23 protein-coding genes are annotated in these 24,024 nt (G+C 68.8%); 8 read left to right on the forward strand and 15 right to left on the reverse strand.

Translation table 11 applies throughout. From position 1 onward, the window contains the following. The first annotated feature begins 48 nt into the window (after positions 1 to 48). Positions 49 to 1,902 (forward strand): phosphoenolpyruvate--protein phosphotransferase, encoded by a 1,854-nt coding sequence (ptsP, locus tag ACZ5BU_RS08015; protein WP_465696729.1) that lies wholly within the window; start codon positions 49 to 51, stop codon positions 1,900 to 1,902. Here the strand turns inward: ptsP and ACZ5BU_RS08020 are convergent. The 4 genes from ACZ5BU_RS08020 to ACZ5BU_RS08035 all read right to left on the reverse strand — a co-directional run bounded on the left by ACZ5BU_RS08020 (position 1,881) and on the right by ACZ5BU_RS08035 (position 6,328). Further along, complete coding sequence (locus tag ACZ5BU_RS08020) at positions 1,881 to 2,537, reverse strand: cupin domain-containing protein (protein ID WP_465696508.1); 657 nt, start codon at positions 2,535 to 2,537, stop codon at positions 1,881 to 1,883. The genes ptsP and ACZ5BU_RS08020 overlap by 22 nt on opposite strands. After that, positions 2,534 to 3,076 (reverse strand): GNAT family N-acetyltransferase, encoded by a 543-nt coding sequence (locus ACZ5BU_RS08025; RefSeq protein WP_465696510.1) that lies wholly within the window; start codon positions 3,074 to 3,076, stop codon positions 2,534 to 2,536. The genes ACZ5BU_RS08020 and ACZ5BU_RS08025 overlap by 4 nt, the downstream gene beginning before the upstream one ends. Positions 3,077 to 3,085: 9 nt before the next feature. Beyond that, the gene (locus ACZ5BU_RS08030; RefSeq protein WP_465696511.1) at positions 3,086 to 3,781 is read right to left on the reverse strand and encodes a hypothetical protein; all 696 of its coding nucleotides are present in this window, start codon (positions 3,779 to 3,781) and stop codon (positions 3,086 to 3,088) included. A gap of 225 nt (positions 3,782 to 4,006) precedes the next feature. Further along, positions 4,007 to 6,328: a beta-L-arabinofuranosidase domain-containing protein gene (locus ACZ5BU_RS08035; RefSeq protein ID WP_465696513.1), complete on the reverse strand. Its 2,322-nt coding sequence runs from the start codon at positions 6,326 to 6,328 to the stop codon at positions 4,007 to 4,009. Between the two features lie 109 nt (positions 6,329 to 6,437). On the opposite strand from ACZ5BU_RS08035, the gene ACZ5BU_RS08040 reads away from it, so the two are divergent. Further along, positions 6,438 to 7,421, forward strand: a complete 984-nt coding sequence (locus ACZ5BU_RS08040; protein WP_465696514.1) for a LacI family DNA-binding transcriptional regulator — start codon at positions 6,438 to 6,440, stop codon at positions 7,419 to 7,421. Here the strand turns inward: ACZ5BU_RS08040 and ACZ5BU_RS08045 are convergent. Genes ACZ5BU_RS08045 through purS form a run of 5 tightly spaced genes read right to left on the reverse strand, consistent with a single transcriptional unit; the run spans position 7,410 to position 13,232 of the window. Then, a complete protein-coding gene (locus ACZ5BU_RS08045) occupies positions 7,410 to 7,904 on the reverse strand; it encodes a DUF1707 SHOCT-like domain-containing protein (RefSeq protein WP_465696516.1) in 495 nt (164 codons plus the stop codon). The two genes, ACZ5BU_RS08040 and ACZ5BU_RS08045, sit on opposite strands and share 12 nt — an antisense overlap. A 55-nt stretch (positions 7,905 to 7,959) precedes the next feature. Next, positions 7,960 to 10,221: a phosphoribosylformylglycinamidine synthase subunit PurL gene (gene purL / locus ACZ5BU_RS08050; protein WP_465696518.1), complete on the reverse strand. Its 2,262-nt coding sequence runs from the start codon at positions 10,219 to 10,221 to the stop codon at positions 7,960 to 7,962. A 1-nt stretch (position 10,222) separates the two neighbouring features. After that, positions 10,223 to 12,316, reverse strand: coding sequence for a hypothetical protein (locus tag ACZ5BU_RS08055; protein WP_465696520.1), 2,094 nt, complete (start codon positions 12,314 to 12,316; stop codon positions 10,223 to 10,225). Next, on the reverse strand, positions 12,316 to 12,984 hold the full coding sequence (gene purQ, locus ACZ5BU_RS08060) for a phosphoribosylformylglycinamidine synthase subunit PurQ (RefSeq protein ID WP_465696522.1): 669 nt from the start codon (positions 12,982 to 12,984) through the stop codon (positions 12,316 to 12,318). The genes ACZ5BU_RS08055 and purQ overlap by 1 nt, the downstream gene beginning before the upstream one ends. Then, a complete protein-coding gene (purS, locus tag ACZ5BU_RS08065) occupies positions 12,981 to 13,232 on the reverse strand; it encodes a phosphoribosylformylglycinamidine synthase subunit PurS (RefSeq protein WP_141855837.1) in 252 nt (83 codons plus the stop codon). The genes purQ and purS overlap by 4 nt, the downstream gene beginning before the upstream one ends. A gap of 114 nt (positions 13,233 to 13,346) precedes the next feature. Here purS and ACZ5BU_RS08070 point away from each other — a divergent pair, with 114 nt between their 5' ends. The 5 genes from ACZ5BU_RS08070 (at position 13,347) to ACZ5BU_RS08090 (ending at position 17,052) form a co-directional block, all read left to right on the forward strand. After that, complete coding sequence (locus ACZ5BU_RS08070) at positions 13,347 to 13,865, forward strand: helix-turn-helix transcriptional regulator (RefSeq protein ID WP_465696524.1); 519 nt, start codon at positions 13,347 to 13,349, stop codon at positions 13,863 to 13,865. Next, entirely contained in the window at positions 13,865 to 14,539 is a 675-nt protein-coding gene (locus ACZ5BU_RS08075; protein WP_465696526.1) for an ABC transporter ATP-binding protein, read from the forward strand. Before ACZ5BU_RS08070 ends, ACZ5BU_RS08075 begins: the two co-directional genes overlap by 1 nt. Further along, on the forward strand, positions 14,539 to 15,861 hold the full coding sequence (locus tag ACZ5BU_RS08080) for a hypothetical protein (protein ID WP_465696528.1): 1,323 nt from the start codon (positions 14,539 to 14,541) through the stop codon (positions 15,859 to 15,861). The genes ACZ5BU_RS08075 and ACZ5BU_RS08080 overlap by 1 nt, the downstream gene beginning before the upstream one ends. After that, the gene (locus tag ACZ5BU_RS08085) at positions 15,861 to 16,481 is read left to right on the forward strand and encodes a CDP-alcohol phosphatidyltransferase family protein (protein WP_465696529.1); all 621 of its coding nucleotides are present in this window, start codon (positions 15,861 to 15,863) and stop codon (positions 16,479 to 16,481) included. The genes ACZ5BU_RS08080 and ACZ5BU_RS08085 overlap by 1 nt, the downstream gene beginning before the upstream one ends. Before the next feature lie 79 nt (positions 16,482 to 16,560). After that, on the forward strand, positions 16,561 to 17,052 hold the full coding sequence (locus ACZ5BU_RS08090; protein WP_465696530.1) for a hypothetical protein: 492 nt from the start codon (positions 16,561 to 16,563) through the stop codon (positions 17,050 to 17,052). On the opposite strand, the gene ACZ5BU_RS08095 is transcribed toward ACZ5BU_RS08090, so the two are convergent. Both ACZ5BU_RS08095 and ACZ5BU_RS08100 read right to left on the reverse strand, forming a co-directional pair. After that, positions 17,049 to 17,924 carry a phosphoribosylaminoimidazolesuccinocarboxamide synthase gene (locus ACZ5BU_RS08095; protein ID WP_465696532.1) on the reverse strand — a complete coding sequence of 292 codons (876 nt, stop codon included), beginning with the start codon at positions 17,922 to 17,924 and terminating at the stop codon, positions 17,049 to 17,051. The two genes, ACZ5BU_RS08090 and ACZ5BU_RS08095, sit on opposite strands and share 4 nt — an antisense overlap. A 135-nt stretch (positions 17,925 to 18,059) precedes the next feature. Then, on the reverse strand, positions 18,060 to 19,157 hold the full coding sequence (locus ACZ5BU_RS08100) for an FAD-dependent oxidoreductase (protein ID WP_465696534.1): 1,098 nt from the start codon (positions 19,155 to 19,157) through the stop codon (positions 18,060 to 18,062). 53 nt (positions 19,158 to 19,210) lie between these two features. On the opposite strand from ACZ5BU_RS08100, the gene ACZ5BU_RS08105 reads away from it, so the two are divergent. Further along, the gene (locus ACZ5BU_RS08105; RefSeq protein ID WP_465696536.1) at positions 19,211 to 19,783 is read left to right on the forward strand and encodes a TetR/AcrR family transcriptional regulator; all 573 of its coding nucleotides are present in this window, start codon (positions 19,211 to 19,213) and stop codon (positions 19,781 to 19,783) included. On the opposite strand, the gene ACZ5BU_RS08110 is transcribed toward ACZ5BU_RS08105, so the two are convergent. The 4 genes from ACZ5BU_RS08110 to ACZ5BU_RS08125 form a co-directional block, all read right to left on the reverse strand. After that, entirely contained in the window at positions 19,767 to 20,189 is a 423-nt protein-coding gene (locus ACZ5BU_RS08110) for a hypothetical protein (protein WP_465696538.1), read from the reverse strand. The two genes, ACZ5BU_RS08105 and ACZ5BU_RS08110, sit on opposite strands and share 17 nt — an antisense overlap. 129 nt (positions 20,190 to 20,318) lie before the next feature. Further along, the gene (locus ACZ5BU_RS08115; RefSeq protein WP_465696540.1) at positions 20,319 to 20,717 is read right to left on the reverse strand and encodes a hypothetical protein; all 399 of its coding nucleotides are present in this window, start codon (positions 20,715 to 20,717) and stop codon (positions 20,319 to 20,321) included. A 2-nt stretch (positions 20,718 to 20,719) separates the two neighbouring features. Further along, entirely contained in the window at positions 20,720 to 22,753 is a 2,034-nt protein-coding gene (locus tag ACZ5BU_RS08120) for a glycosyltransferase family 39 protein (RefSeq protein WP_465696542.1), read from the reverse strand. Continuing rightward, on the reverse strand, positions 22,754 to 23,971 hold the full coding sequence (locus ACZ5BU_RS08125) for a bifunctional glycosyltransferase family 2/GtrA family protein (RefSeq protein WP_465696543.1): 1,218 nt from the start codon (positions 23,969 to 23,971) through the stop codon (positions 22,754 to 22,756). It lies immediately after the preceding gene. Positions 23,972 to 24,024: the final 53 nt, after the last annotated feature.

Raw genomic sequence — 24,024 nt, forward strand, 5'->3', positions numbered from 1 at the left:
GGCGTTGCTGCAGGCCCAGTGGTTGCGGGTGATCGTACTGTCGAGGTGGTGGTCGGGAACGAGCACGGGCTGCATGCTCGGCCGGCGGCGCGGTTGGTTGGTCTGGTCAACGGTTTCGATGCGGTGGTGACGCTGACCGATCTGGACACCGGCAAAGGCCCTGTGGATGCGGGCAGTCTGAGTATGGTCGCGACACTGAATGCCCAACAGGGTCATCGGTTGCGGGTCGGTGCGAGCGGTCCGCAGGCGGATGGGGTGCTCGCGGCCGTCGAGTCGCTGGCAGCCGACAACTTCGGCGATGCTGTTGCGGAGCAGCCCACTACGGCACTGGCCGGCGGGTCGGGGCTGGACGTGGCGATCGGCCCGGCCGTACTGGTCGGCACTGAGGTCGACCTCAGCGGTTATGTTGCTGGAGACAACGAACTGGCTCGCCTGGAGGAGGCGCTCGATCACGCAGCCGCAGACCTCCGCGTGCTGCGTGACGGGACCGACGAACACGGCGCCATCTTCGAGGCCCACCTGGCGTTGCTGACCGACCGCAAGCTGTTGGACGACGTCCACGCAGCACTCGCCGGAGGCACGTCGGCCCTCGTCGCCTGGGAGCAGACGTACGACGCCCTGGCCACGACCTTCGAACAGTTGGACGACCCGTATCAGCAAGAACGCGCTCAAGACGTTCGCGCGGTGCGGGACCGCGTGCTGCGGTTGCTGGTCGGCGCCACGGAAGAGGTACCCGCCAACGGCATCCTTGTCGTACCTGAGCTGGACGCGGCTACTGCTGCGACGCTTGATGCGACCGCCGTTGCCGGGATTGCTGTTCGGGCTGCGGGGACGACCGGGCATGGGGTGATCGTGGCTCGGTCTCGGGGGATTCCTTTGATTGCTGGGATCGGGGACGTTGTGGTGCCGGCCGGGGCGGTGGTGGCGTTCGACGCCCGGACCGGGGTGTTTGACATCGACCCGGATGAGGCAGCAGTGCGAGCCACGATTGTGGAGCGGTCGGGGGAACGCGAGCGGGCGGTCGCGGAAGCCTCGGAGCCTGCGATCACCCGGGACGGCACGCACCTCGACGTACTGGTGAACGTGGGCGTCGTACAGGACGCCGTGGAGGCGCGTGGGGCCGACGGGTCGGGGCTGGTGCGGACCGAGGTGTTGTTCGGGGAGTGGCGTACGGCCCCGACCGTCGACGACCAGGTGAACACGTTCCGGGCCGTCGCGCGGGCGCTCGGGAACAAGCCGATCACGATCCGGACCTGGGACGTCGGCGGTGACAAGCCGCTCCCGTTCCTCCCGCAGGACAAGGAGCCGAACCCGTTCCTCGGCGAACGCGGCATCCGGGTCTTCCGCCGCCGCCCGGAGTTGTTCCGCGATCAGCTCGAGGCGATCCGTCGTACGGCGGCCGAAACCCCCGTGCACGTGATGTTCCCGATGGTGACGACCGCCGACGAGGTCGCCTGGGCCCTGGAAGAACTCGGCCCCCGCGACAACCTCGAGGTCGGCATCATGGTCGAAGTCCCGGCCGCCGCCCTCCGGGTCGCCACGCTCGCCGAGGACCTCGACTTCGTCAGCATCGGCACGAACGACCTCACGCAGTACACCACCGCCGCAGACCGCACCAACGCCGCCGTCGCTCCACTGGCCGACGGACTCGATCCCGCTGTACTCCAACTCATCAACCACGTCGTCCGCAACGCCGGCGTACGAGTGGCCGTCTGCGGTGACCTAGCCAGCGATCCACAGGCCGCTGTACTGCTGGCAGCTCTCGGTGTGCGCGAGCTGAGCGCTGTAGGACCACAGGTTCCGCTGGTGAAGGCCCAGCTACGACGAGCCGACCTGAGCCAGATCGACACTGCCGCAGTGCTGGCTGCTCGCGACGCGGCTCAGGTGCGCGGCCTGCTGTAGTAACGCAGCTCCACGAGGTTGAAGCCGGACGTACGCTCTGGCTTGGCCGGAAGCGTGTAGGACTCGCCAGGCTCGAGGTAGGTGACGTCCGGGTGTTCCAGGTCCAGGTCGACTACCAGAGCGGGGTAGGCGCCGGTGTGCCAGGTGTAGGACTCGCCTGCTTCGGGGGTCACGTGCTGGACGCGTACGTCGTCCTCGTCGACCACGACCTTCGCCGGGATCTCCCCGGCCTGTTCGAAGCCTGCTTCGGCGGGTATGCCGGAGACTGCGAAGTACGGATCCCCTGAGGCCTCCTCGCCCAGGTCGAGGACCTCGATGAGGCGGTTGAGGTACAGGGCGTCGCCGTCGTTGGTGAGCATGTGAACCGGGGACACTGGGCGGTACACCGAACCGCCGACGGTCTCGCTCAGGTGGCGGGCGGGGCTGCCGTCCAGCCAGTCCATGTGGCAGGGAGACGTCGACAGGCACAGGACCACGTACGGGTTGTGGTGCAGGTGCCAGGCCTGCGCCGTACCGGGCTGCAGCTCCACCTCCCAGACGCGGACCCGCCTGTTCTTGAGCAGCACGCGGGTCCCGATCTCTCCCAGGACGACCTCGGTGCCGTCTGGCGCGGTGACAGTGGTACCTGCAGTCATGCGTTCTCCTCGATCGGTCGTTCCATCGCGACGCCCGGGAGCAGGGTCCCGTCCGGCATCGGTAGCTGTGCGGCCTCCACCTCGGTGAAGCCGAAAGCCTTGTACAGCGGTACGCCGGGCAGCGTCGCCATCAGTGCGAGCCGGGTGAACCCTTCCGCGCGCGCAGCCTCCGTACAGGCGGTCAGGATCGCCCTGCCGAGTCCACGCCGCGTCCAGTCCGCCCGGACGAACATGGCCCGGATACGGGCCGGCTCGGTGGCCGGGTCGAGCAGCCGGGTGTCAGCGCCCGCAGTACTCGCGTTGAACAGCTTGTTCCGCCGGCTCCACCCACCGCAGGCGACGACCTCCCCAGCTGCCTCCAGCACGTAGTAGGTGCCGTCGTCGATCAGGGCGGTGTCCAGCGTGGTGATGTGCTCCGCCGCACTGGCCGTCTGTACGGCGTCGTAGTACGCCGGGAACTGCGCCTCCACAGCAGCCCGAGCCAACTCAGCCACCGCAGGCCCGTCCCCCACCACAGCCAACCGCAACACAGCGTCCACACCCACAGCCTATCGGTGGCTCTTGGCCCACCTGCGGTACGTCAAGAACATCCGCCAACCCGTCAGGAGCACGAGGATTCCCGCCATCATCAGCGGAGCCCGCGCCACGATCAGCAGGACCGCGAACACGACCCCGACGCCAAGTTCCTTCAGGAGCTTGACCACCAGCTCCCGCTCCGCCGCGGGCGGCTGGGCGACCAACGACACCTTGCGCTTCGGCGGCGTCACGACGGGCTTTGCCGCGGCGGCAGGCTTGGGGCGGACGGGCTTGGCGAAGACGGGCATCGGTAGGCCTTCGAAGACTGCTTTCAAGTGGCTCCTGTGCTCCGCTCTCGCGAGCAGGGTCATGCGACGCGAGAACTCAATCCTGTCGATGCGCTTCACGCCGTACAGCTGCGTCAGGGCGAGGGAACACTGCTCCCGGTCCTCCTCGGTCAGCGCGGGGCTCCGCCGGCTTCGTAGTGGTGGGCGGCGTTTTCTCGGGTGCACCGGTGCCGGCGTCCGTGGTACCGGCTCCTCCGCCAAGGCCTGGATCAGCTCGTAGTCGGCGGGGCCGATGTCCTGGGGACGACGGACGATGCGGGACGTACGCAGCAGCTCGTCCAGGATGGTCTGGACCTCGAGGTCCCGCGCGCCGGTCCGTTGCACCAGCTCGGCTCGGCTCCTCCGTCCGTAGCTCAGCTGCTGCAGGACTGCGTGCTCCAACGCGCGAGGTGTCACCGGGCCTTGTGGCCTCTCGAGGCCCAGAACCACGGCCGCGCCGGAGGCCGCCGGAACTCGGTCGGCGGGCTGGGCTTCTCCCGCGGGCGATCTGCCCGCGTCAGCGGAGCGTGCTGCAACTGCACCAAGAGCACGTGCTCCAGCATCGCGTCTATCGCCACAGGTTCCCCCCTCGGCCTATCCCTGAGCAATTGTCGCAGGCACAGGCGGTCAGCCGAATGTCAAAAGCAGCAACCCTCCTGAGTACGTCGGGCGCAGTACGGCCTCCACGCGGACATGCTGTGCCCGCACGGGCGTGAACGTGGTCGTGTTGAGCTTGTCCACGGCGACGTCGTACGACGAGGTGTCGTCCACCGGCCGCCACGTGTACCCGTCGAGCCACAGCACTCGCCACGACAATGGCACACGGCACTGACCGGAGCCGGTGTCGTCGTACCAGTACGCCGAGACCCGCGAGAGCTCACGCACCGAGCGCAGGTCGTACTCGATCCATTCCGTCGTCCCCCGCCGGTCCCACCACGTGAAGCGCGGAATCGACATGTCCGCAGAGGATTCCGGCGTACGGCCGGAGTCGGGTGCTTCGAGCGAGTCGCCGTAGTTCACGTGTGACGCGGTGATCCTGGTGCGGTAAGCCCACTCCCGGCCTGAAGAGGAGACCTGCGGGAACGACGTGACGCGTAGCCGGGCCGCTCCCATCGGGATGAGCGTCACGGTCTCCACCGGTTCCACTGACTTCGCTGGGCTCTGCTGCAGCAGTCCGACGACGTCCTCGACGTCTGTCTCCCACTGCGGGATCCGCTGAGCCTGTGTGGTGAGTGCTAACGGCACACCGTCCGTCGTGAACGGGTTCTCGGCGGCCTCCCGTTCTACGAGGTCAAAAGAAGCACCTGCGACGAGCCCGTAGTTCCAAGGCGAGTTCGGGTACACCGACAGCTCAGGCCACTCTTCCGTACCGCCGATGCGCTCGTAACGCTCGTCGATCCGCAGCGAGTACGTCAGCGGACCTCGGTCGACGGATACCGAGTTGTGGTTGTCACTCCAGACACGTGTGGTGGTACGCATCGGCAGGGTCAGCTCTACACGGTCACCATGCCGCCACGTGCGCTCCACCTTCATCCAGTCGCCCGCTACCTGCACCTGCTCCCTGTTGACCTTCACCGAAGCATCCTGCGCCCAGCCAGGACGCCTTAAATACAAGGGAAACCGGACTGGTCGCGCAGTCTGCACCGTGAACTCAAGGCGATCCGAGAACGGGTAGTCGGTGTCTTGCACGACAGTAATCGTCTCGCCAGACCCCACAGTCGCTGTGACTTTGCCGGCCGCGTACATCGACGCAGCCAGGCCATTGTCCGTAGTGGCCAGCCACAGCTCCTGCACGTAGTACGGCCAGCCCATGCCGTAGTTGTGCGGACAGCAGCGGTACTGGTGTACGCCGTACAGGTAAGAACCCATTGGGAACGCGTTCTGGAACTGACCGTGCTTCGGCCGATCGTCCAGCTGCACGCTGTTCGCACAGGTGACGTAGTGCATCACCTGCTGCTTCGGGTCATAAGAAGCAGGCAACGAGTTGAAGGCAAGCTCCTCGCACCTGTCCGTCCAAGCGATGTCACCGGTGAACCGGATGAGCAGCTCGCAGCTGTGCATCAACTCGACGATGCCGCACGTCTCGAACCCCTGCCGCGGGTCGCCGTACCCAGGCCGCGAGTTCTCGTCGCCGGCGAACCCGCCACCCGGGAACTGCCCGTACAGCCCCATCACGGTCGCGTAGTTCCGGTACGTCGCATCGTGGTGCTTGGAATCTCCGGACAACAGCCAGTACTGCAACGGCTCCCGGAACCCCTGCGCCAGGTTGACGTTGTGCCAGGTGGGAATGCCGTCGACGTAGTCCGCCGACCCACTGTGCATCTTGGTCACCAGGTCGAGCAGCCACGCATCACCGGTGCGGTTGTAGAGCCAGTACGCGCTGTCGATGTTGTCACCCCAGCGGAACGCACCCCACGACCGGTTGAACACCTCCGGCGGCTGCGTGTTCTGGAACCGCAGGTACTTCGTCATGAACGGAACGACCCGCTCGTCGCCGGAGTACTCGTACCAGGACCGGAACGCCGCCAGCAACGGCATGCCCGGCCAGAAGTCCGGACCACCCTCGAGCGAGGTCCGCAACCGCTCCGGACCGAACCACCCGTCGGCCGCCTGCGTCGCGAGGATGCCCTCGATCCACCGCTGTGTCCTGGTCAGTACGCCGGTGTCACCCGTGACGTACCCGAGGTCGCCGAAGCCGCGAAGCCAGTACGGCAACTCCTCCCAGGCCCCCTGCGCCGGGTCGACCCAGCCGTTCGTCTCGTACACCAGGAAGTCCGAGATCTCGTCGTACCGGCCGCAGAGGCCGTTGACCTGCAGAGCGAGCTGCTGGGCCAGCCACCCGCGAGGCTCGATCGCACCCGGCGGAAGCTTCTGGAACGGGACGGGACGCAGCGGTGCGCGTTGCGGGACGTAGTGCCCGCCACGGTCGGCCGGCGGCAGGGAAGTCACGGTGCGGGCACTCCTTCGGTGTCGGCGACACGGAAAAACGGCACACGTTTTCCGCAATTGACAACGTAGGACTCGGTTAAGCTTCCCGGCAAGACCGAGAGGACATCAGATGCGGCCACCGGCAGTGCGGATGGTGGACGTCGCCGCGCTCGCGGGCGTCTCCGCCGGCACCGCGTCCAAGGCGCTGAACAACACCGGCCAGCTCCGCCAGGAAACCCGCGACCGGGTCCTGCGGGCCGCCGCGAAACTCGGGTTCACGCCCGATTCCCGCGGCCGCGCGCTCTCCTCCGGCCGTACGTACACGGTCGCGCTGCTGACCACCGACAGCACCGGCCGGTTCAGCATCCCGATCATGCGCGGTGTCGAGGACGTGCTGAGTGCCGGCGAACTGGCGACCGTACTCTGCGACACCCGCGACGACCCGCTCCGCGAGCTGACGTACTTGCGCTCGATGGTTGCCCGCGGCGTCGACGGAATCGTCGTCACCGGCCGCCGGACCGAGCCACGCCCGCCGATCGACGTACCGCTGCCGGTCGTCTACGCGATGGCGGCCTCCAGCAACCCGCACGACGCCTCGGTGATCGTCGACGACGCCGGCGGATCGGCTGCCGCGATCACGCACCTGCTCGCCATCGGCCGCTCCCGGATCGCACACATCACCGGCCCGGCCAACCACCGCTCCGCCGTCGAACGCGCCCAGTCCGTCGCCGCTACCGCCGGCGATGCCCTCTGCGGCGAGCCGCTGTACGGCGAGTGGAGCGAACAGTGGGGCCGTCAGGCGACCGACATCGTGCTGCGTCAGCAGCCGGACGCGATCAGCTGCGGCAGCGACCAGATCGCCCGCGGCGTCTGCGACCGCCTCCGCGAGCTGGGCCGCAGCGTGCCTGACGAGATCGCCGTCACCGGCTACGACAACTGGCCTGTGATGGCGCTCGCCAGCCGGCCGCCGCTCACCACGGTCGACCCGCGGCTCGAGGACCTCGGCCGCCGCGCCGCGACGCTGCTACTGAAGGCGATCGCCGGCAAGCCACATCACGGCGTACTCGAACTCCCCGCCCAGCTGATCACCCGCGAGTCGACGCTAGGCGCCTGACTTCCGGCGTTCCTCGCGCTGCGGGCGCGAGGCCCAGCGGTACGCGAAGAACACCCAGGCGAGGGCGGGCAGCCCGAAGATCGCGGCGGCGACCTCCCGACCGAAGACCATGAACAGCAGTCCGGCCAGCGCGAACGGCAACGCCATCCACACCGCACCGATGAACGCGGCCCACCGCCACTTGCCGGGCTTGCGTGCCGCGGGTTTGTAGAGCGATGGCGTCGGCAGGCCCGCGAAGATCGGGATCAGATCGCCGTGCGTCACCGCGTCGTTCAGCAGGTCCACCCGCCGATGCAGCTCGTCCTCGTCGAGCCGGCCGATCGCGAACTGCTCGGCCAGCTCGTCGGTGCAGACATGCCGCTCTTCGTCGGTGAGACGGATGTTCACCATCCGCCGCCGGGCCGCAACCTCCCGCGCCTCCTGACCGGCCGCAGTCGCAAACCCGATCAGGTCGGCCGGTTTCACCGGTCGTCGCTCGGCCATCCGCCTCACCTCACCCTCGTCCCTCCGAGTGTGCCATCCAGGTGGTAGCTCTGGATCAGCTCAGGGCAGCCGGCAGCGTCCCCGTCCACGCCTCGCGCAGCTCGTTCAGCGCGATCTCGAACTGGTCCTGGACGTCGAGGGTGTCCCCGGTGATGACGCCGATCTTCGCGTGCGGGAACCGGCGCGCGGTGCACATGTCGGTGAACCGCACCTCCTCGGTCCGCGGTACGGCGACAACCACCCGGCCGGCCGACTCCGCGAACAGGAACAGGAACGGGTCCAGCCCGTCCGGCGCCCAGACCCGCGCGCCGACGCCGCCACGCAGCGCCGACTCGACCAGGGTCTGCGCGACACCGCCGTCGCTGACGTCGTGAGCGGCGTCGATCAGCCCGTCGCGGGACGCGTTGATCAGGATGTCGGCCAGCTGTTTCTCGGCCTCCAGGTCCACCGCCGGCGGCCGCCCGCCGAGGTGACCGTGGACAACGTGCGCCCACTCGGACCCGGACAGCTCCTCCTCGGTCTCACCCAGCAGGTACAGCTGGTGGCCCTCCATCTCCGCCGTGAACCCGATCGGCGTACGACGGGTGACGTCGTCGATCACGCCGAGCACGCCGACCACCGGCGTCGGCAGGATCGGGGTCTCACCGGTCTGGTTGTAGAACGACACGTTCCCACCGGTGACCGGAATGCCCAGCTCCTTGCAGCCGTCGACCAGACCGCGAATAGCCTCCGTGAACTGCCACATCACCGCAGGGTCCTCCGGCGAGCCGAAGTTGAGGCAGTCGGTGACCGCTGCCGGACGGGCGCCCGTGGTCGCGACGTTGCGGTACGACTCCGCGAGTGCGAGCTTCGCGCCGGTGTACGGGTCGAGCTTGGCGAACCGCCCGTTGCAGTCGGTCGACACCGCGACGCCGAGGCCGCTGGTCTCGTCGACCCGGATCATCCCGCTGTCCTCGGGCTGCGCGAGCACCGAGTTGCCGAGTACGTACCGGTCGTACTGGTCGGTCACCCAGGACTTGTCGCAGAGGTTCGGCGACGCCACCAACCGCAGCAGGGTGTCCCGCAGTTCCGCACCGCTGGTTGCCCGCGGCAACTTCTCGGCGCCGCCCGCCTGCAGCTCGTCCTGCCAGGACGGTCGCTCGTACGGACGCTCGTACACCGGTCCTTCGTGCGCGACGGTGCGCGGCGGTACGTCGACCACCCGCTCGCCGTGCCAGTCGATCTCCAGCCGCCCGCTGTCGGTGACCTCACCGATCACGTCGGCCTGTACGTCCCACTTCGCACAGATCTTCAAGAACGCTTCGACATTCGACGGCGTGACGACCGCCATCATCCGTTCCTGCGACTCGCTCATCAGGATCTCTTCCGGCGCGAGCGAGGCGTCCCGCAGCGGCACCTTGTCGAGCGAGACGTGCATACCGCCGTCACCCGCACTGGCCAGCTCGGAGGTCGCGCAGGACAGGCCCGCGCCACCGAGGTCCTGGATGCCTTCGACGACATTCGCCTGGAAGAGTTCGAGCGTGCACTCGATCAGCAGCTTCTCCATGAACGGGTCGCCCACCTGGACGGCCGGCCGCTTGGTCGGACCACCGTCCGCGAACGTCTCGCTCGCCAGTACGGAGACCCCGCCGATGCCGTCGCCGCCGGTCTTGGCGCCGTACAGGATGATCTGGTTGCCGAGGCCGGTCGCGTTCGCGAGGTGCAGGTCCTCGTGCCGCATGACGCCGACGCAGAGCGCGTTCACCAGCGGGTTGCCGGCGTACGTCGGGTCGAAGACGACCTCGCCGCCGATGTTCGGCAGGCCGAGGCTGTTGCCGTACCCGCCGACGCCCGACACGATCCCGGGCAGTACGCGTTTGGTGTCCGGCGCGTCCAGCGGGCCGAATCGCAGCGGGTCCATCACCGCGACCGGGCGGGCGCCCATCGCGAGGATGTCGCGGACGATGCCGCCGACCCCGGTGGCCGCGCCCTGGTACGGCTCGACGTACGACGGGTGGTTGTGCGACTCGACCTTGAAGGTGACCGCGTACCCCTCGCCGATGTCGATCACGCCGGCGTTCTCGCCGATCCCGGCCAGCATCTTCCCGGCCGGCGTCTCCTGCGGGATCTCGCCGAACTTGCGCAGGTGCACCTTGGACGACTTGTACGAGCAGTGCTCGCTCCACATCACCGAGTACATCGCCAGCTCACAGCTGGTCGGACGGCGGCCCAGGATGTCCCGGATCCGCTGGTACTCGTCCGGCTTCAGGCCGAGCTCAGCCCACGGCTGCTCGACCTCAGGCGTGTCGGTCGCATTGCTAACGGTGTCGGTAGACACTTCAGGACTCCTGCACTAGGTGGGACTCAGGTGAAACGGTAGCGGGCCGGGGCACATCCATCAGATGCGCGACCAGCATCGGAACGGCGAAGCCGGCCATGATTCCGGCCACGATGATGCCGACGTCGTTCAGCAGGCTGCCCGCAACACCGCACACGGTCAGCGCCACCAAGGTCGTACGGATCATCGGACGGCTGAAGTAGAACGTCCGGTAGGACGCGATCGGCACGCGCTCCGGCAGCACGGTCGCGAGCATGCACAGGACGAGAGCGACCAGCAGGACCCAGCCGGCCGGGCTGTGGAAAACGGCCAGCGCAGCCTGCAGCTTGCGGACCAGGACATCGCCGACGTCGCCCTCGATCACCCGGGCCGCGAAGGCGCCGAAGTGGCTGCGCTGTTCCGGAGGGCGCCGGTAGTCGAGGTAAGCGACCGCGGACACAGCCAGCACACCGCCCACGGCCACACTGAGCAATGCCCGCCAGGACACGCTGCCGCGCCAGGTCATCCAGGCCATCAGCAACACCGCCGGCGTCAGACCGAGGATGCCGCCGAAGTCCGTGCCCCACCCTGGTTTTCCGTCCACGACGAGCGCGATGCCACCGATGGCCAGCACAGCGAGTGCGGCCAGCGCGCGGCTTCGGTGCAGCAACTTCTGCGCGGCCCATCCGGCCAGCACCAGCGCGGCCACGGCCAAGGCAGCGAAGGTCGAGTTCCCGAAGCCGTAGAACCGGCCGCCGATGACCGGACCGTCGGCGAACATGCTGCCGAGCTGCATCGGCGTACCGAGGACCGCGTCCACCACAAGCACCAGGTAGACAGCCAGCGACAGACCTAGGTACGCGTAGCGCTTCAGAAGCAGCAGGGACAGCGCTGCCGAGGCCATGCTGATGCCGATCGTCACGCCGTACAGGGCGAGGCCAGGCGAGGGCCACCGCCACCAGACGGTCGCAGTGGACAGGAAGACGGCGACGAAGAACCCTGCCTGCGTCAACAGGGCGAAGATCGCCGTACGACGGGCCCACCGGCTGCTGCGCCGGATCAGGAACCAGCCGAGCGACAGCACCATGCCGGCCGCCAAGGTGGCTGCCACTGCCTTCAGCACCGGACGCGGCTGCTCATAGCGCTGGTTGGCGTCCAACCTGTCTTCGATGACCGCGGCCGCGTCAGTGTGGACGTCGCCGGTCGGATAGAGCTCGCTACCACCCAGCGGTCCGGCCTTCGCCTCCCCGGCCGGGTCCACCGACGCGGCCTGGCCGCGCAGCACAGTGGCGGTGATGTCCGCCAACTGGATCAGACCGGGCCGCCGGGTCGAGTCACTGGTCAGCCAGCGAGCACCGTTGGCAGGCGGCAACTGCAGCGCCACGAGCGTCTGCAGGTGCGACGTCATACTCTCCTGGCCCACTCCGGTGAGCAGCACCCAACCCCCGGCCGCCTGGGCCTTCGCGACCAGATCAGCCACCTTCAGCAGGGCTTCGGTACGACCTTCGCGCAGCGGCAGTACACCGCCGTCGAGGATCGCGTCCTGACAGGTTGGACTCGCCAGCTTGGTGGCGTCGAAGTCCGGCGACCAGTTGGCCACCGTACCGTCGGGTTTCGCGACCGCGATCGCTCCACCGGGCCCGAAGCCGCAGACGCCGTTCCGGCTGACGCCGAGGCGACCGATCGGCGCGCCCGTGTGGTGCTGCGCCTGACGGTCGACGTACGTCTGCCAGCCCTCGACCTTGCCGCCCGTCACCGCCGGCAGGTCGCTGCACTCCTGCTCCGACCCAGTCCCCCAGGCTCGGCTGCCCGCGCTGATCGTCAGCCAGCCGTCGATCGGGCAGGTGCGCCGGCCGGCGGTCTTCACCGACATCGAGGCGACGTTCGCGCGATTCACCAGGGCTGTCAGCTCCGGCGAACCCTGTACGTCGTGCCAGGTGAGCCCGGCCACGCCGATCACGACGACCTTCGCCGTCGAACTCGGACCGTCCGCGGGCGCTGCGTTCGCCGGGGTCCCGGCCGCTCCGATCGCAACGGCAACCGTCGCGGTCGCGACCGCTGCGGCCCGGAACATAGCGCGGGTGGGCCAGGCCCGCCCTGCGCCCGACGACTTCATCAGGAGGCGACGACGGCCTTCAGCACCGAGGTGAAGAAGCCCAGGCCGTCCGTGCTCGGGCCGGTCAGTGTCTCGACGGCGTGCTCCGGGTGCGGCATCAGGCCGACCACGTTGCCGCGCTCGTTGCTGATGCCCGCGATGTCGCGGTACGAACCGTTCGGGTTGCCGAGGTAGCGGGCCACCACCCGACCCTCGCCCTCCAGCCGGTCCAGCGTCGCCTCGTCGGCGACGAACGAGCCGTCCTGGTTCTTCAGCACGATGGTGATCTCGTGGTTCGCGTCGTAGTCGCTGGTCCACGCGGTGCGGTTGTTCTCGATCCGCAGCGGCTGGTCCTTGCAGACGAACTTGCGATGGTGGTTCTTGATCAGCGCACCGGGCAGCAGATGCGACTCGCACAGCACCTGGAAGCCGTTGCAGATACCGAGCACCGGCATCCCCTGGCCGGCCTTCGCGATGATCGTCTCCATCACCGGCGCGAACCGGGAGATCGCACCGGCGCGCAGGTAGTCGCCGTACGAGAACCCACCGGGCAGGACGACCGCGTCCACGCCGTGCAGGTCCGCGTCGCCGTGCCAGAGCGCGACCGCCTCGGCACCGGCCACCGCGGCAGCCCGCCGGGCGTCGGCGTCGTCCAGCGAACCCGGGAAGGTGACGACCCCGATCTTCACTGGTCGTTCTCCACGTGCAGGGCGTAGTCCTCGATCACCGGGTTGGCCAGCAGCGTGTCCGCGGCCTTGCGGATCTCGGCGACCCGTTCCTCGGTCGCCTCACCGTCCAGGGTGATCTCGAAGCGCTTTCCCTGCCGGACATCCGCGACACCGTCGAAGCCGAGCCGGCCGAACGCGCCGTGCACCGCCTTGCCCTGCGGGTCGAGGATCTCGGGCTTGAGCATGACGTCGACGACAACGCGAGCCACTGACTACTCCAGGTTTCGTTGCGGGGTGACGCCTGAATCCTACCGACCGGCGGCGGGAAGTCCTGCATCGCGGACTATTCACTCAGTACATACACGCGATGTATAGTTTTGCACATGGCCACTGCGGAGCTCGTTCTCGGGCTGCTGTCGGCCGGGCCGGCCCACGGGTACGACGTGAAGCGCGGCCACGACGCCTGGTTCCCGGACAGCCGTCCGCTGGCGTTCGGGCAGGTGTACACGACGCTCGGACGGTTGGAGCGGGACGGCCTGGTCGAGGTGGTCGACAAGACCTCCGGCGGCGGGCCCGACCGGACCGTCTACGCGCTCACCTCGAAAGGCCGCGACCACCTCACCGACTGGCTCAACGACCCGGTCCCACCGGCCTGGGGCAGCGCCGACGAGGTACTGCGGAAGCTCGTCGCGGCGATCCGTACCGGGAGCGACGCGGCGGCGTTCCTGGCCCGGCAGCGCGCCAGCCACCTGCGCCGGATCCGTGAGCTGCGCGAGACGCCGGCCGACGACGACCCGACGTCGCCGCTGGTCCGCGAGTACATCGTGGCGCACCTGGACGCCGACCTGCGCTGGCTGGACAGCGCACTGGACCGCGTCGCCGAGCAGAGGGGGACTCGCTGATGAACGCCGCCCTGGCCCTGGACAAAGTGGAGTACTCGTACCGCCGCAACCCGGCGCTCCGCGGTGTCACCCTGCAACTCCAGCCGGGTGAGGTCGTCGCCGTCACCGGCGCCAGCGGCTGTGGCAAGTCCACACTGCTGCACTGTGCGGCCGGCATCCTCACGCCGGACGCGGGCGCGGTACAGGTCGACGGTCAGGACCTGGCCGAGCTGCCGGAAGAGCGGCGCGCGGCCCTCCGGCGTACAAAGATCGGCATCGTGCTGCAGTTCGGGCAACTCGTGCCGGACCTGCCGCTGATCGACAATGTGGCGCTGCCGCTTCTACTGAGCGGCCACGAGCGCGGGGAGGCGCATGTATCGGCCATGGAATGGCTGGAGCAGGTGGGGATCGCAGAGGACGCTGATGCCGTACCGGCGGAGCTGTCCGGTGGACAGGCTCAGCGTGCAGCTGTTGCGCGTGCTTTGATCACAGGGCCTTCTGTGGTGCTCGCAGACGAGCCAACAGGCAGTCTGGACAGCAGGGCGGGTCAGGAGTTGCTCGAGGTGCTGCTGAAGGCAGCCAGGTACCGGGGGTCGGCGCTGATGATGGTGACGCACGACAACCTGGTTGCTGCGTCGGCCGACCGTGAGATCAGGCTGCGTGACGGCCTGATCCAACACGAGGTAGCGCTCTGATGACACTCGAGACCCTGGTCCGGCTGGCGCGCTCACGGACCGCCGCGGACCGTGGGCGGGTCCAGCTCGCCACGGCCGCTCTCGCGCTCAGCGGCGCGGTCCTGCTCGGTGCGCTGCGTATCGCACGCATGGGCGAGAGTGACCTCGACGAAGGCGTCTACAGCAACTACATCGCCGAGAGCGGTCTCCGGTCGGGCCTGATCGCGATCCTCGTCATCCTTGCCGTCCTCATCGGCGGTCTTGCCGTGCAGGCACTAAGACTGGGTACGGCGGCCCGCGAGCGGCGGCTGACCGCATTGCGTCTGGCAGGTGCCTCCCGGAAGCAGCTGCGGCAGCTGACCGTGGCTGACGCAGCCATGGCCGGTCTGGCGGGCGGGCTGTTCGCCGGCCCGACCTACCTGGTGCTGAGCTTGCTCTTCGGCGCACTGCCCCGCATGGCGCGAGTGCTGCCCGGTGCAGAGGTGCTGGACGCGGTCTCGTGGGTGTTCGTGGTCGTGATGACCACAGCCGCCGGTGCGGTGATCGGCAGCCTGCTGCACCGGGACGGGCCGACCTACGAAGTACAGCCCGTCACAGGCCGCCGTACCGGCATCATCGTCGGGCCGGTGTTGCTGGTGTTCGGCCTGTTCACCGCGCCGTACCTGGGCTACGTGGCGACGACCGTCGCCCTGGCGGGTATCGCCCTGCTCTTCCTCGGCCTGTCGACGGTCTGGATCAAGTGGCTCGGGCGGCGGATGCAGCGGTCCGGCGACCCGGCCGACCTGCTGGCGGGCGTCCGCCTGATCGCCGACGGCCGTCCGTCGTCCCGGATCAGCGTGCTGCTGGGCTGCTGCGGCTTCCTCGTCGGCACGATGGCCGGCGGGATCGCCAGCGTTCTCGGCGACGACCAGATGAGTGCGTCCGGCGCGTTCTACAACACCGGCTTCGGGCTCGTCATCGTCGGCCTGCTGATCGTCGTACTGACCGCGATGGCCGCGCTGATCGTCGGCGTCGCCGACCAGCTCGTCGACCAGCGCCGCCAGTTCGCCAGTCTGACCGCGCTGGGCGTCGACCTGCCGTTCCTGCGCCGGGTCATCCGCCGCCAGCTGGCCGCCGTCGCGGGGCCGGCGCTCGCGACCGGCCTGTTGTCCGGCACGGTGATCGGCATCAACCAGATCGCCGGCGGCGCGATCGGCCCGTTCAACCCCGTCACGCTGGTCCTCGCCTCGGCCCTGACCGCCGCCGGCTGGGTGTTCGGCCAGCTCGGCGGCGCGGTCGCCGGTTTCCTGCTTCGCAACCAACTGCGGGACGCACTCGATCCCGAGAATCTGAGGGCGGCCTGATGACCACACTCCCCCTGGCGATCCGCCCGGCGCTGCTGCTCGGCGTACCGAACCGGATCACGCTGGTGCGGACCGTGATCGCGATGGCGGTCGCGACGTACGCGTTCCGCACCGGCGACCTGACCTGGCTCGTGGTCGGCTACTTCTCGTACTGGTTCGGCGACAGCCTCGACGGCTGGGTGGCCCGCCGCCGGCACGAGGAGTCGCTGTCAGGCGCGGTGTTCGACATCGTCTGCGACCGGGCGTGCTCGTTCCTGCTCGCGGCCGCGTTCATGGCGACGTACCCGGCGACCATCGGGCCGCTGGCGATCTACCTGGTGCAGTTCGGCGTACTGGACACGATGCTGACGTTCTCGTTCCTGCTCTGGCCGTGGATGCTCAGCCCGAACTACTTCTACAAGGTCGACCGGCCGATCTACCTGTGGAACTGGTCCAAGCCCGCGAAGGCGCTGAACACCGCGGCCGTAGTGATCTCGCTGGTCGTGGCCGATCGGACCGGCGCGCAGTGGCTGCCGTACACGGTCGCGGTCGCGGCCCTGGTGGTGAAGATCGTCTCGTCGTACCGGCTGATCACGATCATCAGCGGCCGCCGGGCCGCCGTACCAGGAGAGGGGCACTGATGGGTAGTACCCCTGGTCCCTCCCCGAAGTAGGCCTGGGTTCCATGGCAACGGCCGGGATGACGCTTAGCCTCGAAGGTATGTGGGTGTGGCAACTGGTACTGGCAGTGGGCTTCGGCATCGGGTCCGCCGTCGTACCGTTCATGAACGCGGAGGCGTACGTCCTCGCGCTCGGGGCCACCCACGCGCTGAACCCGGTGGTCGCCGCGGTCGGCGTCACGATCGGGCAGACCATCGGCAAGGTCGCGATGTTCCTCGCCGTCCGCTACCGCCCCGGCTACGCGGCCCGCAAGACCAAGAAGGAACCCAAACCGGTCAACCTGGACACGCGCTGGGGCCGTTTCGTCCAGTGGAACCGCGATCTCAGCAAGCGGCTGCTGGACGCGATGAGCGACAGCCGCTGGGGCGCGCCGGTGACACTGCTCAGCGCGTTCGTCGGCATTCCCCCGCTGTACGGTGTGGCGCTGATCGGCGGGGCCTCCCGGATGCGGACGTGGGTGTTCACCCTGTCCGTCCTGGTCGGCCGCGGCGCGCGCTTCATCCTGCTCGCGCTCGGTGTGAGTGCTTTCTAGCCCTCGAACTTGCGGCCGGTCAGCTGCTCGTAGGCGTCGATGTACGCCGACCTGGTGCGCTCGATGACCTCGTCCGACAACCGCGGCGGCGCCTCGCCCGACGTGCGGTCCCAACCCGATTCGAACTGCAGCCAGTCCCGCACGATCTGCTTGTCGTACGACGGCTGCTGCTTGCCCGGCTCCCACTGCCCGGCCGGCCAGAACCGGCTCGAGTCCGGCGTCAGCACCTCATCGGCCAGCACGATCGTCCCGTCAGCCCGGGCGCCGAACTCGAACTTCGTGTCGGCCAGGATGATCCCGCGCTCCTCGGCCATCGCCCGCGCCTTGGTGTAGACGTCCAGCGTGGTGCTCCGCAGCGCCTCCGCCGCCTCGGCGCCGACGGTCCGGACCACCGCGTCGAACGAGACGTTCTCGTCGTGCTCGCCGATCTCGGCCTTCGTCGCCGGGGTGAAGATCGGGGTCTCCAGGCGGGACCCCTCGACCAGTCCGCCGGGTAGCGGGATCCCGCACACCGCGCCGGTCGCGTTGTAGTCGAGCAGGCCGGAGCCGCTCAGGTACCCGCGGGCGACGCACTCGACCGGGTACATCGCGAGCTTCTCGCAGACCACGGCGCGGCCCGCGACCTCCTCGGGCACATCGGTGGAGACGATGTGGTTCGGCACGTCGAGCTGCTCGAACCACCACAGGCTCATCGCGGTCAGCACCTTGCCCTTGTCCGGGATCGGCGTGTCCAGGATCCAGTCGAACGCGCTCATCCGGTCACTGGCGACCATCAGCAGGTCGCCCGACTCCAGCTCGTACAGGTCGCGGACCTTGCCGGAGTGGAGATGCTTCGCACCGGGAATCTCGGGAGCCTGCGGGGGTGTGATCACAGCTGGATTGTTCCATCCGCCGCCGAGGGGCGGACGCGCAGCACTCACCAAGCTCGGCGATCGGCCCGCCGCCGACCGTGGTTGAGCGCGCCCGCCCGCCGTCCCGGCGGGTTGATGAGTGGTGCAGGTCCGCCTCTATCGCTGCCGGAGCTTCAGGAGTTTCCCGCCGAGCGCGAACGCGCCGTCGCGGAGCGTGCAGGCCAACGGGTTCTCGGTCTGGGCGAGGCGGCCGAGGGCGCGGGAGCGCTTCACCAGCTTGGTGGTGGCCGGGCGGCGCTCAGCGTCGTACGCCGCCAGCGCTTCGCGCAGGTCGCCGTCGCGGAGGTCGCCCTCGCGGGGGTGGCTGCCCACAGCGCCGTCGCGGAGGTGCCTGGCCAGGGCGCCGGCGTCCTCGATCGCGGAGCAGGCGCCGCGGCCGAGGTTCGGCGTCATCGCGTGCGCCGCGTCGCCGAGCAGCACGATCCGGCCCTGTGCGAACGGCATCAGCGGCGTCGTCAGATCGAGGATGTCGTTCTGCAAGATCTTCTCGCTGCCCGCGATCAGCCGCGGGATCGGATCGTGCCAGCTCTCGAACACGGTCGGCTCGCTGGTCGTCCCGGCCGGCTGGTTCGCGGTTCCGTACCAGTAGAACCGCCCGTCGATCAGCCGTACGAACCCGAACAGTTGCCCACGGCCCCAGGTTTCCCCGCCACCGTCGTCGAGGTCGACGTTCGCGATCCCCCGGTACGCCGTGAACCCGGAGTACCGCGGACCGGCGTACTGCGGGTACAACAAGCCGCGCACCACACTCCGGATCCCGTCCGCGGCGACCAGAAGGTCCGCCTGCAGTTCGTCGTTGACCATGACGCTGCCCGCGTCCTGCGTCACCGTGCGTACGTCGTACCCGGTCCGGACCGTCACCGCCGGGCCGAGCTCGGCCGTGATCAGGTCGTGCAGCTGCGCGCGGTGGATCATCACCGGCAGGTCCACGCCGAGCTGTGGCGCACTGACCACCCAGCGGCCGTCCGGCCGGCGCATCCCGGCCGGCTTGGACTGTACGGACGACTTCTCGACTCCCTTCACGCCGAGCTCCTCGAGTACGGCGACCGCCGACGGCCAGACCGAGATCCCGGCTCCCACCTCGCCCAGCTCCGGCGCCCGCTCGAGCACCGTCACCTGCCACCCGGATCGCTGCAGCGCGACCGCCGCGCTGACCCCTCCGATACCCGCCCCGACCACGATCGCCGTACCCATGCCTCCGACTCTACATCTGTAGAGTACGGCTGGGAAGTGCGAGACTGTGCGGCGTGACAGGGCCACGGGGGGCGGACCGGCAGGACGCCATCGCGGATGCCGCGATCCACCTCGTCGCGACCCGCGGGCTGCGCGGCCTTACCCACCGCGCGGTCGACGCCGAGGCGGGGCTGCCTCCGGGCTCCACGTCGTACTACCTCCGCACGCGGAACGCCCTGCTCACCGCCTGCGTACGGCGGATGCTCGCGCGGGACGTGACCGGCATGCCGCCACCCGGGGCGGATCCGGTCGAGCTGATGGTGGCGATGACGGCCGGGCTGGCGCGGGAGCGGCCGGACGACCTGGTCGCGCGGTACGAGTTGTCGCTGGAGGCGAGCCGTCAGCCCGAACTGCGGGTCGCGATCGACGAGGGCGGGCGGCAGTTGCGGACGATGCTGGCGCAGTTGCTCGACGGGATCGGCGTACCCGAACCGGAGGCCGCGGCGTGGCCGGTGGCCGCGATGCTGGACGGGTTGCTGTACGACCGGGTCGCGGGGGCCGGGTCAACGCTTTCACCAGAAGCGTTCGAGGCTGCCGTACGACGGTCCGTGACCGCGCTGATCGGTGGGCTCAGAGACGGTCGGTGACCGCCACGAACGTGAAGTAGCAGACGCCGATCAGCATGCCGACGTGGCCGAGCACGGACAGTCCCGCGCCGGAACCCCAGGAGTCACTCTGCGCATCCTCGGAATGCTTGCCACCGCTCGGCAACCAACGGGCCAGCAGCAACAGTCCGACCGCCGTCAGTGCCCACCAGCCGGCCAGTACGATCAGCGCGAGCTCCCGGCGACCGGTGATCAAGGCAACTACCCAGCCGATCAGCGTGACGATGCCGACGATCGTGTGCAGGCGTAACAGGATCGCCGAATACCCGTGCCGTCCGGCGCCGTGACCGGTGCCGTCGACAACGGTGCCACCGAGCCGGACGCGCGTGATCAGTACGACGACGGCCCCGAGGGCGGTCAGGAACCAGGTGACGTTCGACCATTCCACGAACCGATCCTTACCCCACCCTGTGGGGCGATGAACCCTCTTGCGTACTTGACGGTTGTCCAGACAACCGCGCCCGGCGGGCCGAGTGTCCGCTCGGGGCCCGCCGGGCTGCTCTGGTTCAGGCGAGGTTCAGTTGGTCTGTGTCTGCCCCTGCGTTCCTTGCTGGGTCCCGTTCCCCGGCAGCGTCCCCTGCTGGGTCCCGTTCCCTTGCTGACTCCCCTGCCCGAAGCCGTTCTGGCCTGGGCCGAAGCCCTGGCCGCCCCCCGGGAAACCACCGCGACCACCGGGCCCACCGAACTGGCCCTGCTGGTTGCTGGTCCCGTCCCACGAATGCCCGACCGCCATCCCGCCAAGGAAGGCCAGCACCGCGAGAAGCGACCCGGCCCCGGCGAGCATCAGATTGCTCGGCCGCTTACTATCTGCCGCCACCGCCTGCTGCCCAGCACCGGCCTCCGGTGCGTGCTGTTCGGCGTCAGGCTGTTGGGCGGTTCTGGCTGCCTGGAACTGTGCTTCTGGGGACTGCGTCATATTCATGCTCCCTTTCCGGTGGAGAGGTCGTACACGGTGGTGCTGCCAACGGTCTGGGCCGTGAAGTTCTCGCTCACCCAGGTGGCGATCTCACTGGACGTACCGTTCCGCCCACCACCGAAGCCCATCCCGCCACCGCTTCCGACGAAATAGTGGATCTTGCCTTGGGCAACGAGTTTCTCGAACTCGGCCAGCGTCGGCGCCGGGTCGGTGCCGTTGAACCCGCCGATCGCCATGATCGGTTCGCCGGACGCGATCTGCATCGGAGCGGCTCCGTTCGCGGTGACTGCCGCGGCGGCCCAGGTGTACCCCTTCGCGCCCTGCTGCAGCAGCGCGATCAGCTCACTCGAGACCCCACTGGTCCCGCCACCACCGAGGAACCCGCCGACACCGCCGCCGCCCCGCGTGGTGCCGGTTGCGCCCGCGCCGGTTCCGGTACCGGTTCCGGTGCCCGTGCCGGTCTGCCCCGGCGGCATACCCATGCCGCCATCACCACGCACGCCACCGAAGCCACCACCACCCATCCGCCCCATCCCGGCTCCACCGGGACCGGCCGAGGGCAATGCACCCGTGTGCGCCGTGTTGATCGTCGCGACGGAGTACGCCGTCGGTCCCGCCAGCGCGCTCACCGTCATCACGGTGGCCGCGAACAACCCGGCCCGCCGAGCAGTCGTACGGTTCAGCTTCAACTCCGGGAGGAGCAGCAGCAGCCCCGCCGCGAGTACGCCGCTGAACAGCACCACCCAACGCAACCATGGCCGCCACGACGACGTCTGGTTCAGCAGGGCGAAGCTCCATCCGGCCGTCAGCAGGATCCCGCCGGCCAGGATTGCCCGCGGCAACCATTCGGTACGGCGTTTCCAGAGCACCGACATCGCCCCGCCGATCACGGCACCGATGGCCGGCGCCAACGCGATCATGTAGTAGCTGTGGATGATGCCCTGCATGTAGCTGAAGACCAGCCCGGTACCGAGCAGCCAGCCGCCCCACAACAGCGCGAACGCGCGCTTCCGATCCGTCCGCGGAGCCTTGCCGGCAGCAACTACCAGTACGACGGTCCCGAGCAGAGCAGCCGGCAGCAGCCACGCGATCTGGGAGGCGAACTCACTACCGAACAGCCGCTGTACGCCGGCCGCACCGCCCCACATAGCGCCACCGCCGTTGCCGCCTCCACCGCCGACCGACCCGGTCTCGTTGCCGTTGAGCCGGCCGAGACCGTTGTAGCCGAGCGTCAGCTCGAGAATGCTGTTGTTCTGCGAGCCACCGATGTACGGCCGCGCCGACGCCGGTAGCAGTTCGACGATCGCGACCCACCAGCCGGCGCTGACGATCAGCGAGACGGTCGCCAGTACGAGGTGCAGGATCCGCTTTCCCAGCTTGGGCTTGCCGGCCACCACGTACGCGATACCGAAGGCCGGCAGGATCAGGAACGCCTGCAACATCTTCGTCAGGAACCCGAAGCCGACCAGCGCACCGGCCAGGATCATCCAGCGCGCCGCGTACTTGGTGGAGTCGATCGCCCGCGTCACCGCCCACGCACCGGCGCAGAGCAGCAGGACCAGCAGCGCGTCCGGGTTGTTGAACCGGAACATCAGTACGGCGACCGGCGTCAGCGCGAGGATCGCCCCGGCCAGCAGGCCTGCGTTCGCGGAGAACCAGCGGCGTACGGACACGTACACGAAGCCGACGCTCGCGACGCCCATCAGCGCCTGGGGCACCAGCATGCTCCAGCTGTTGAACCCGAAGATCCGCGCGGACAACCCCATGACCCACAGCGAGCCCGGGGTCTTGTCGACGGTGATGAAGCTCGACGAGTCGAACGACCCGAAGAACCAGGCCTTCCAGCTCTTCGACCCGGCCTGGACGGCGGCCGCGTAGTACTCGTTGGCGTACCCGTTCTTGGACAGCCCCCACAGGTACGCGATCGCCGTCAGGGCCAGCAGGCCGCCGTACAGCATCCTGTCCCGGCTGAGGGTGTACTGCGTGGTGATCGCGCGCGGCCGGGTTGCCCGGACGGGATCGGAAATCGTGGCCATTCAGTTGCTCCGGGTGTTCTCGAGAACCGGCGGTTCGAAGGTGGGGATCGTGGGGGCGTCGTCGTCGAACACCCACGTCTGGAAGAGGCTGAACCGGACCACGGTGGCGGCCAGGTTCGCGACGGTGAGGACGGTGATCTCCACCGCCTGGTGCGGTGCGGCGACTGCGGTGTGCAGCAGCCAGAGTGACGCCGCGGTCAGACTCCAGCCGATGCCGAAGGCAACCAGTCCGCGGAGTTGGTGCCGCCAACGGCCTGCCACGCCGGTCACGCCGAAGGTGATCCGCCGGTTCAGCGTGGTGTTGCCGACCGCGGTGATCAGCAGGGCCAGCAGGTTCGCGACCTGGGCCGGCATTCCCTGGCGCAGGACGAGGTAGAGCAGTGCGTACGCCGCCGTACTGAGTACGCCGATCGCGCAGAACCGCAGCACCCGGGCGGCCAACGCGGTCCGCGGATCAAGGACCTGGGGCCGTCCGTACTTCTGCCGGACAGGTTCCAGATCCACCCGGCCGCGCATCAGCCGGGCGATCCCGCGCAGGTCCTCGCCGACCGTCTTCGCGATCGCGACCCGCGAGTCCAGGTCGTCGACCCAGTCCACCGGCACCTCATGGATCCGCAGCCCGGCCTTCTCGGCCAGTACCAGCAGCTCGGTGTCGAAGAACCAGCTGGTGTCCTGGACCAGCGGCAGCAACTCCCGCGCCACGTCGGCCCGGATCGCCTTGAACCCGCACTGAGCGTCGGAGAAGCGCGCACTCAGCGTTGCCCGTAGCAACAGGTTGTACGAGCGCGAGATGAACTCCCGCTTCGGCCGCCGGACCACCCGGGAGGCCTTCGCCAACCGGGTGCCGATGGCAACGTCACTGTGCCCGGCGAGCAGCGGCGCGACCAGCGGCAGCAGGGCGTTCAGGTTGGTGGACAGGTCGACGTCCATGTACGCGAGCACCTCGGCGGTGCTGCCGGACCAGACCTGTTTCAGCGCACGGCCGCGACCGGACTGCTCGAGCCGGACGATCCGGACCCCGGGCAGCTCGCTCGTCAGCAGCATGCCGATCTCATAGGTTGCGTCCGTACTTCCGTTGTCCGCGATGCAGACCTCGGCCGGGAACGGGAAGGCGGTGTCGAGGAACTCACGGAGCCGCCGGATGTTCGGGCCGAGGTCGTTCTCCTCGTTCTTGACGGGTACGACGATCTCGACCCGAGGCTGACCTGGAATCTCCATGCCACCGATGCTGTCCGGTGAACCTGAGGCAGCCCCTCCGCCTGGCTGGCAGT

The organism is Kribbella sp. NPDC031520 (genome assembly GCF_055580825.1).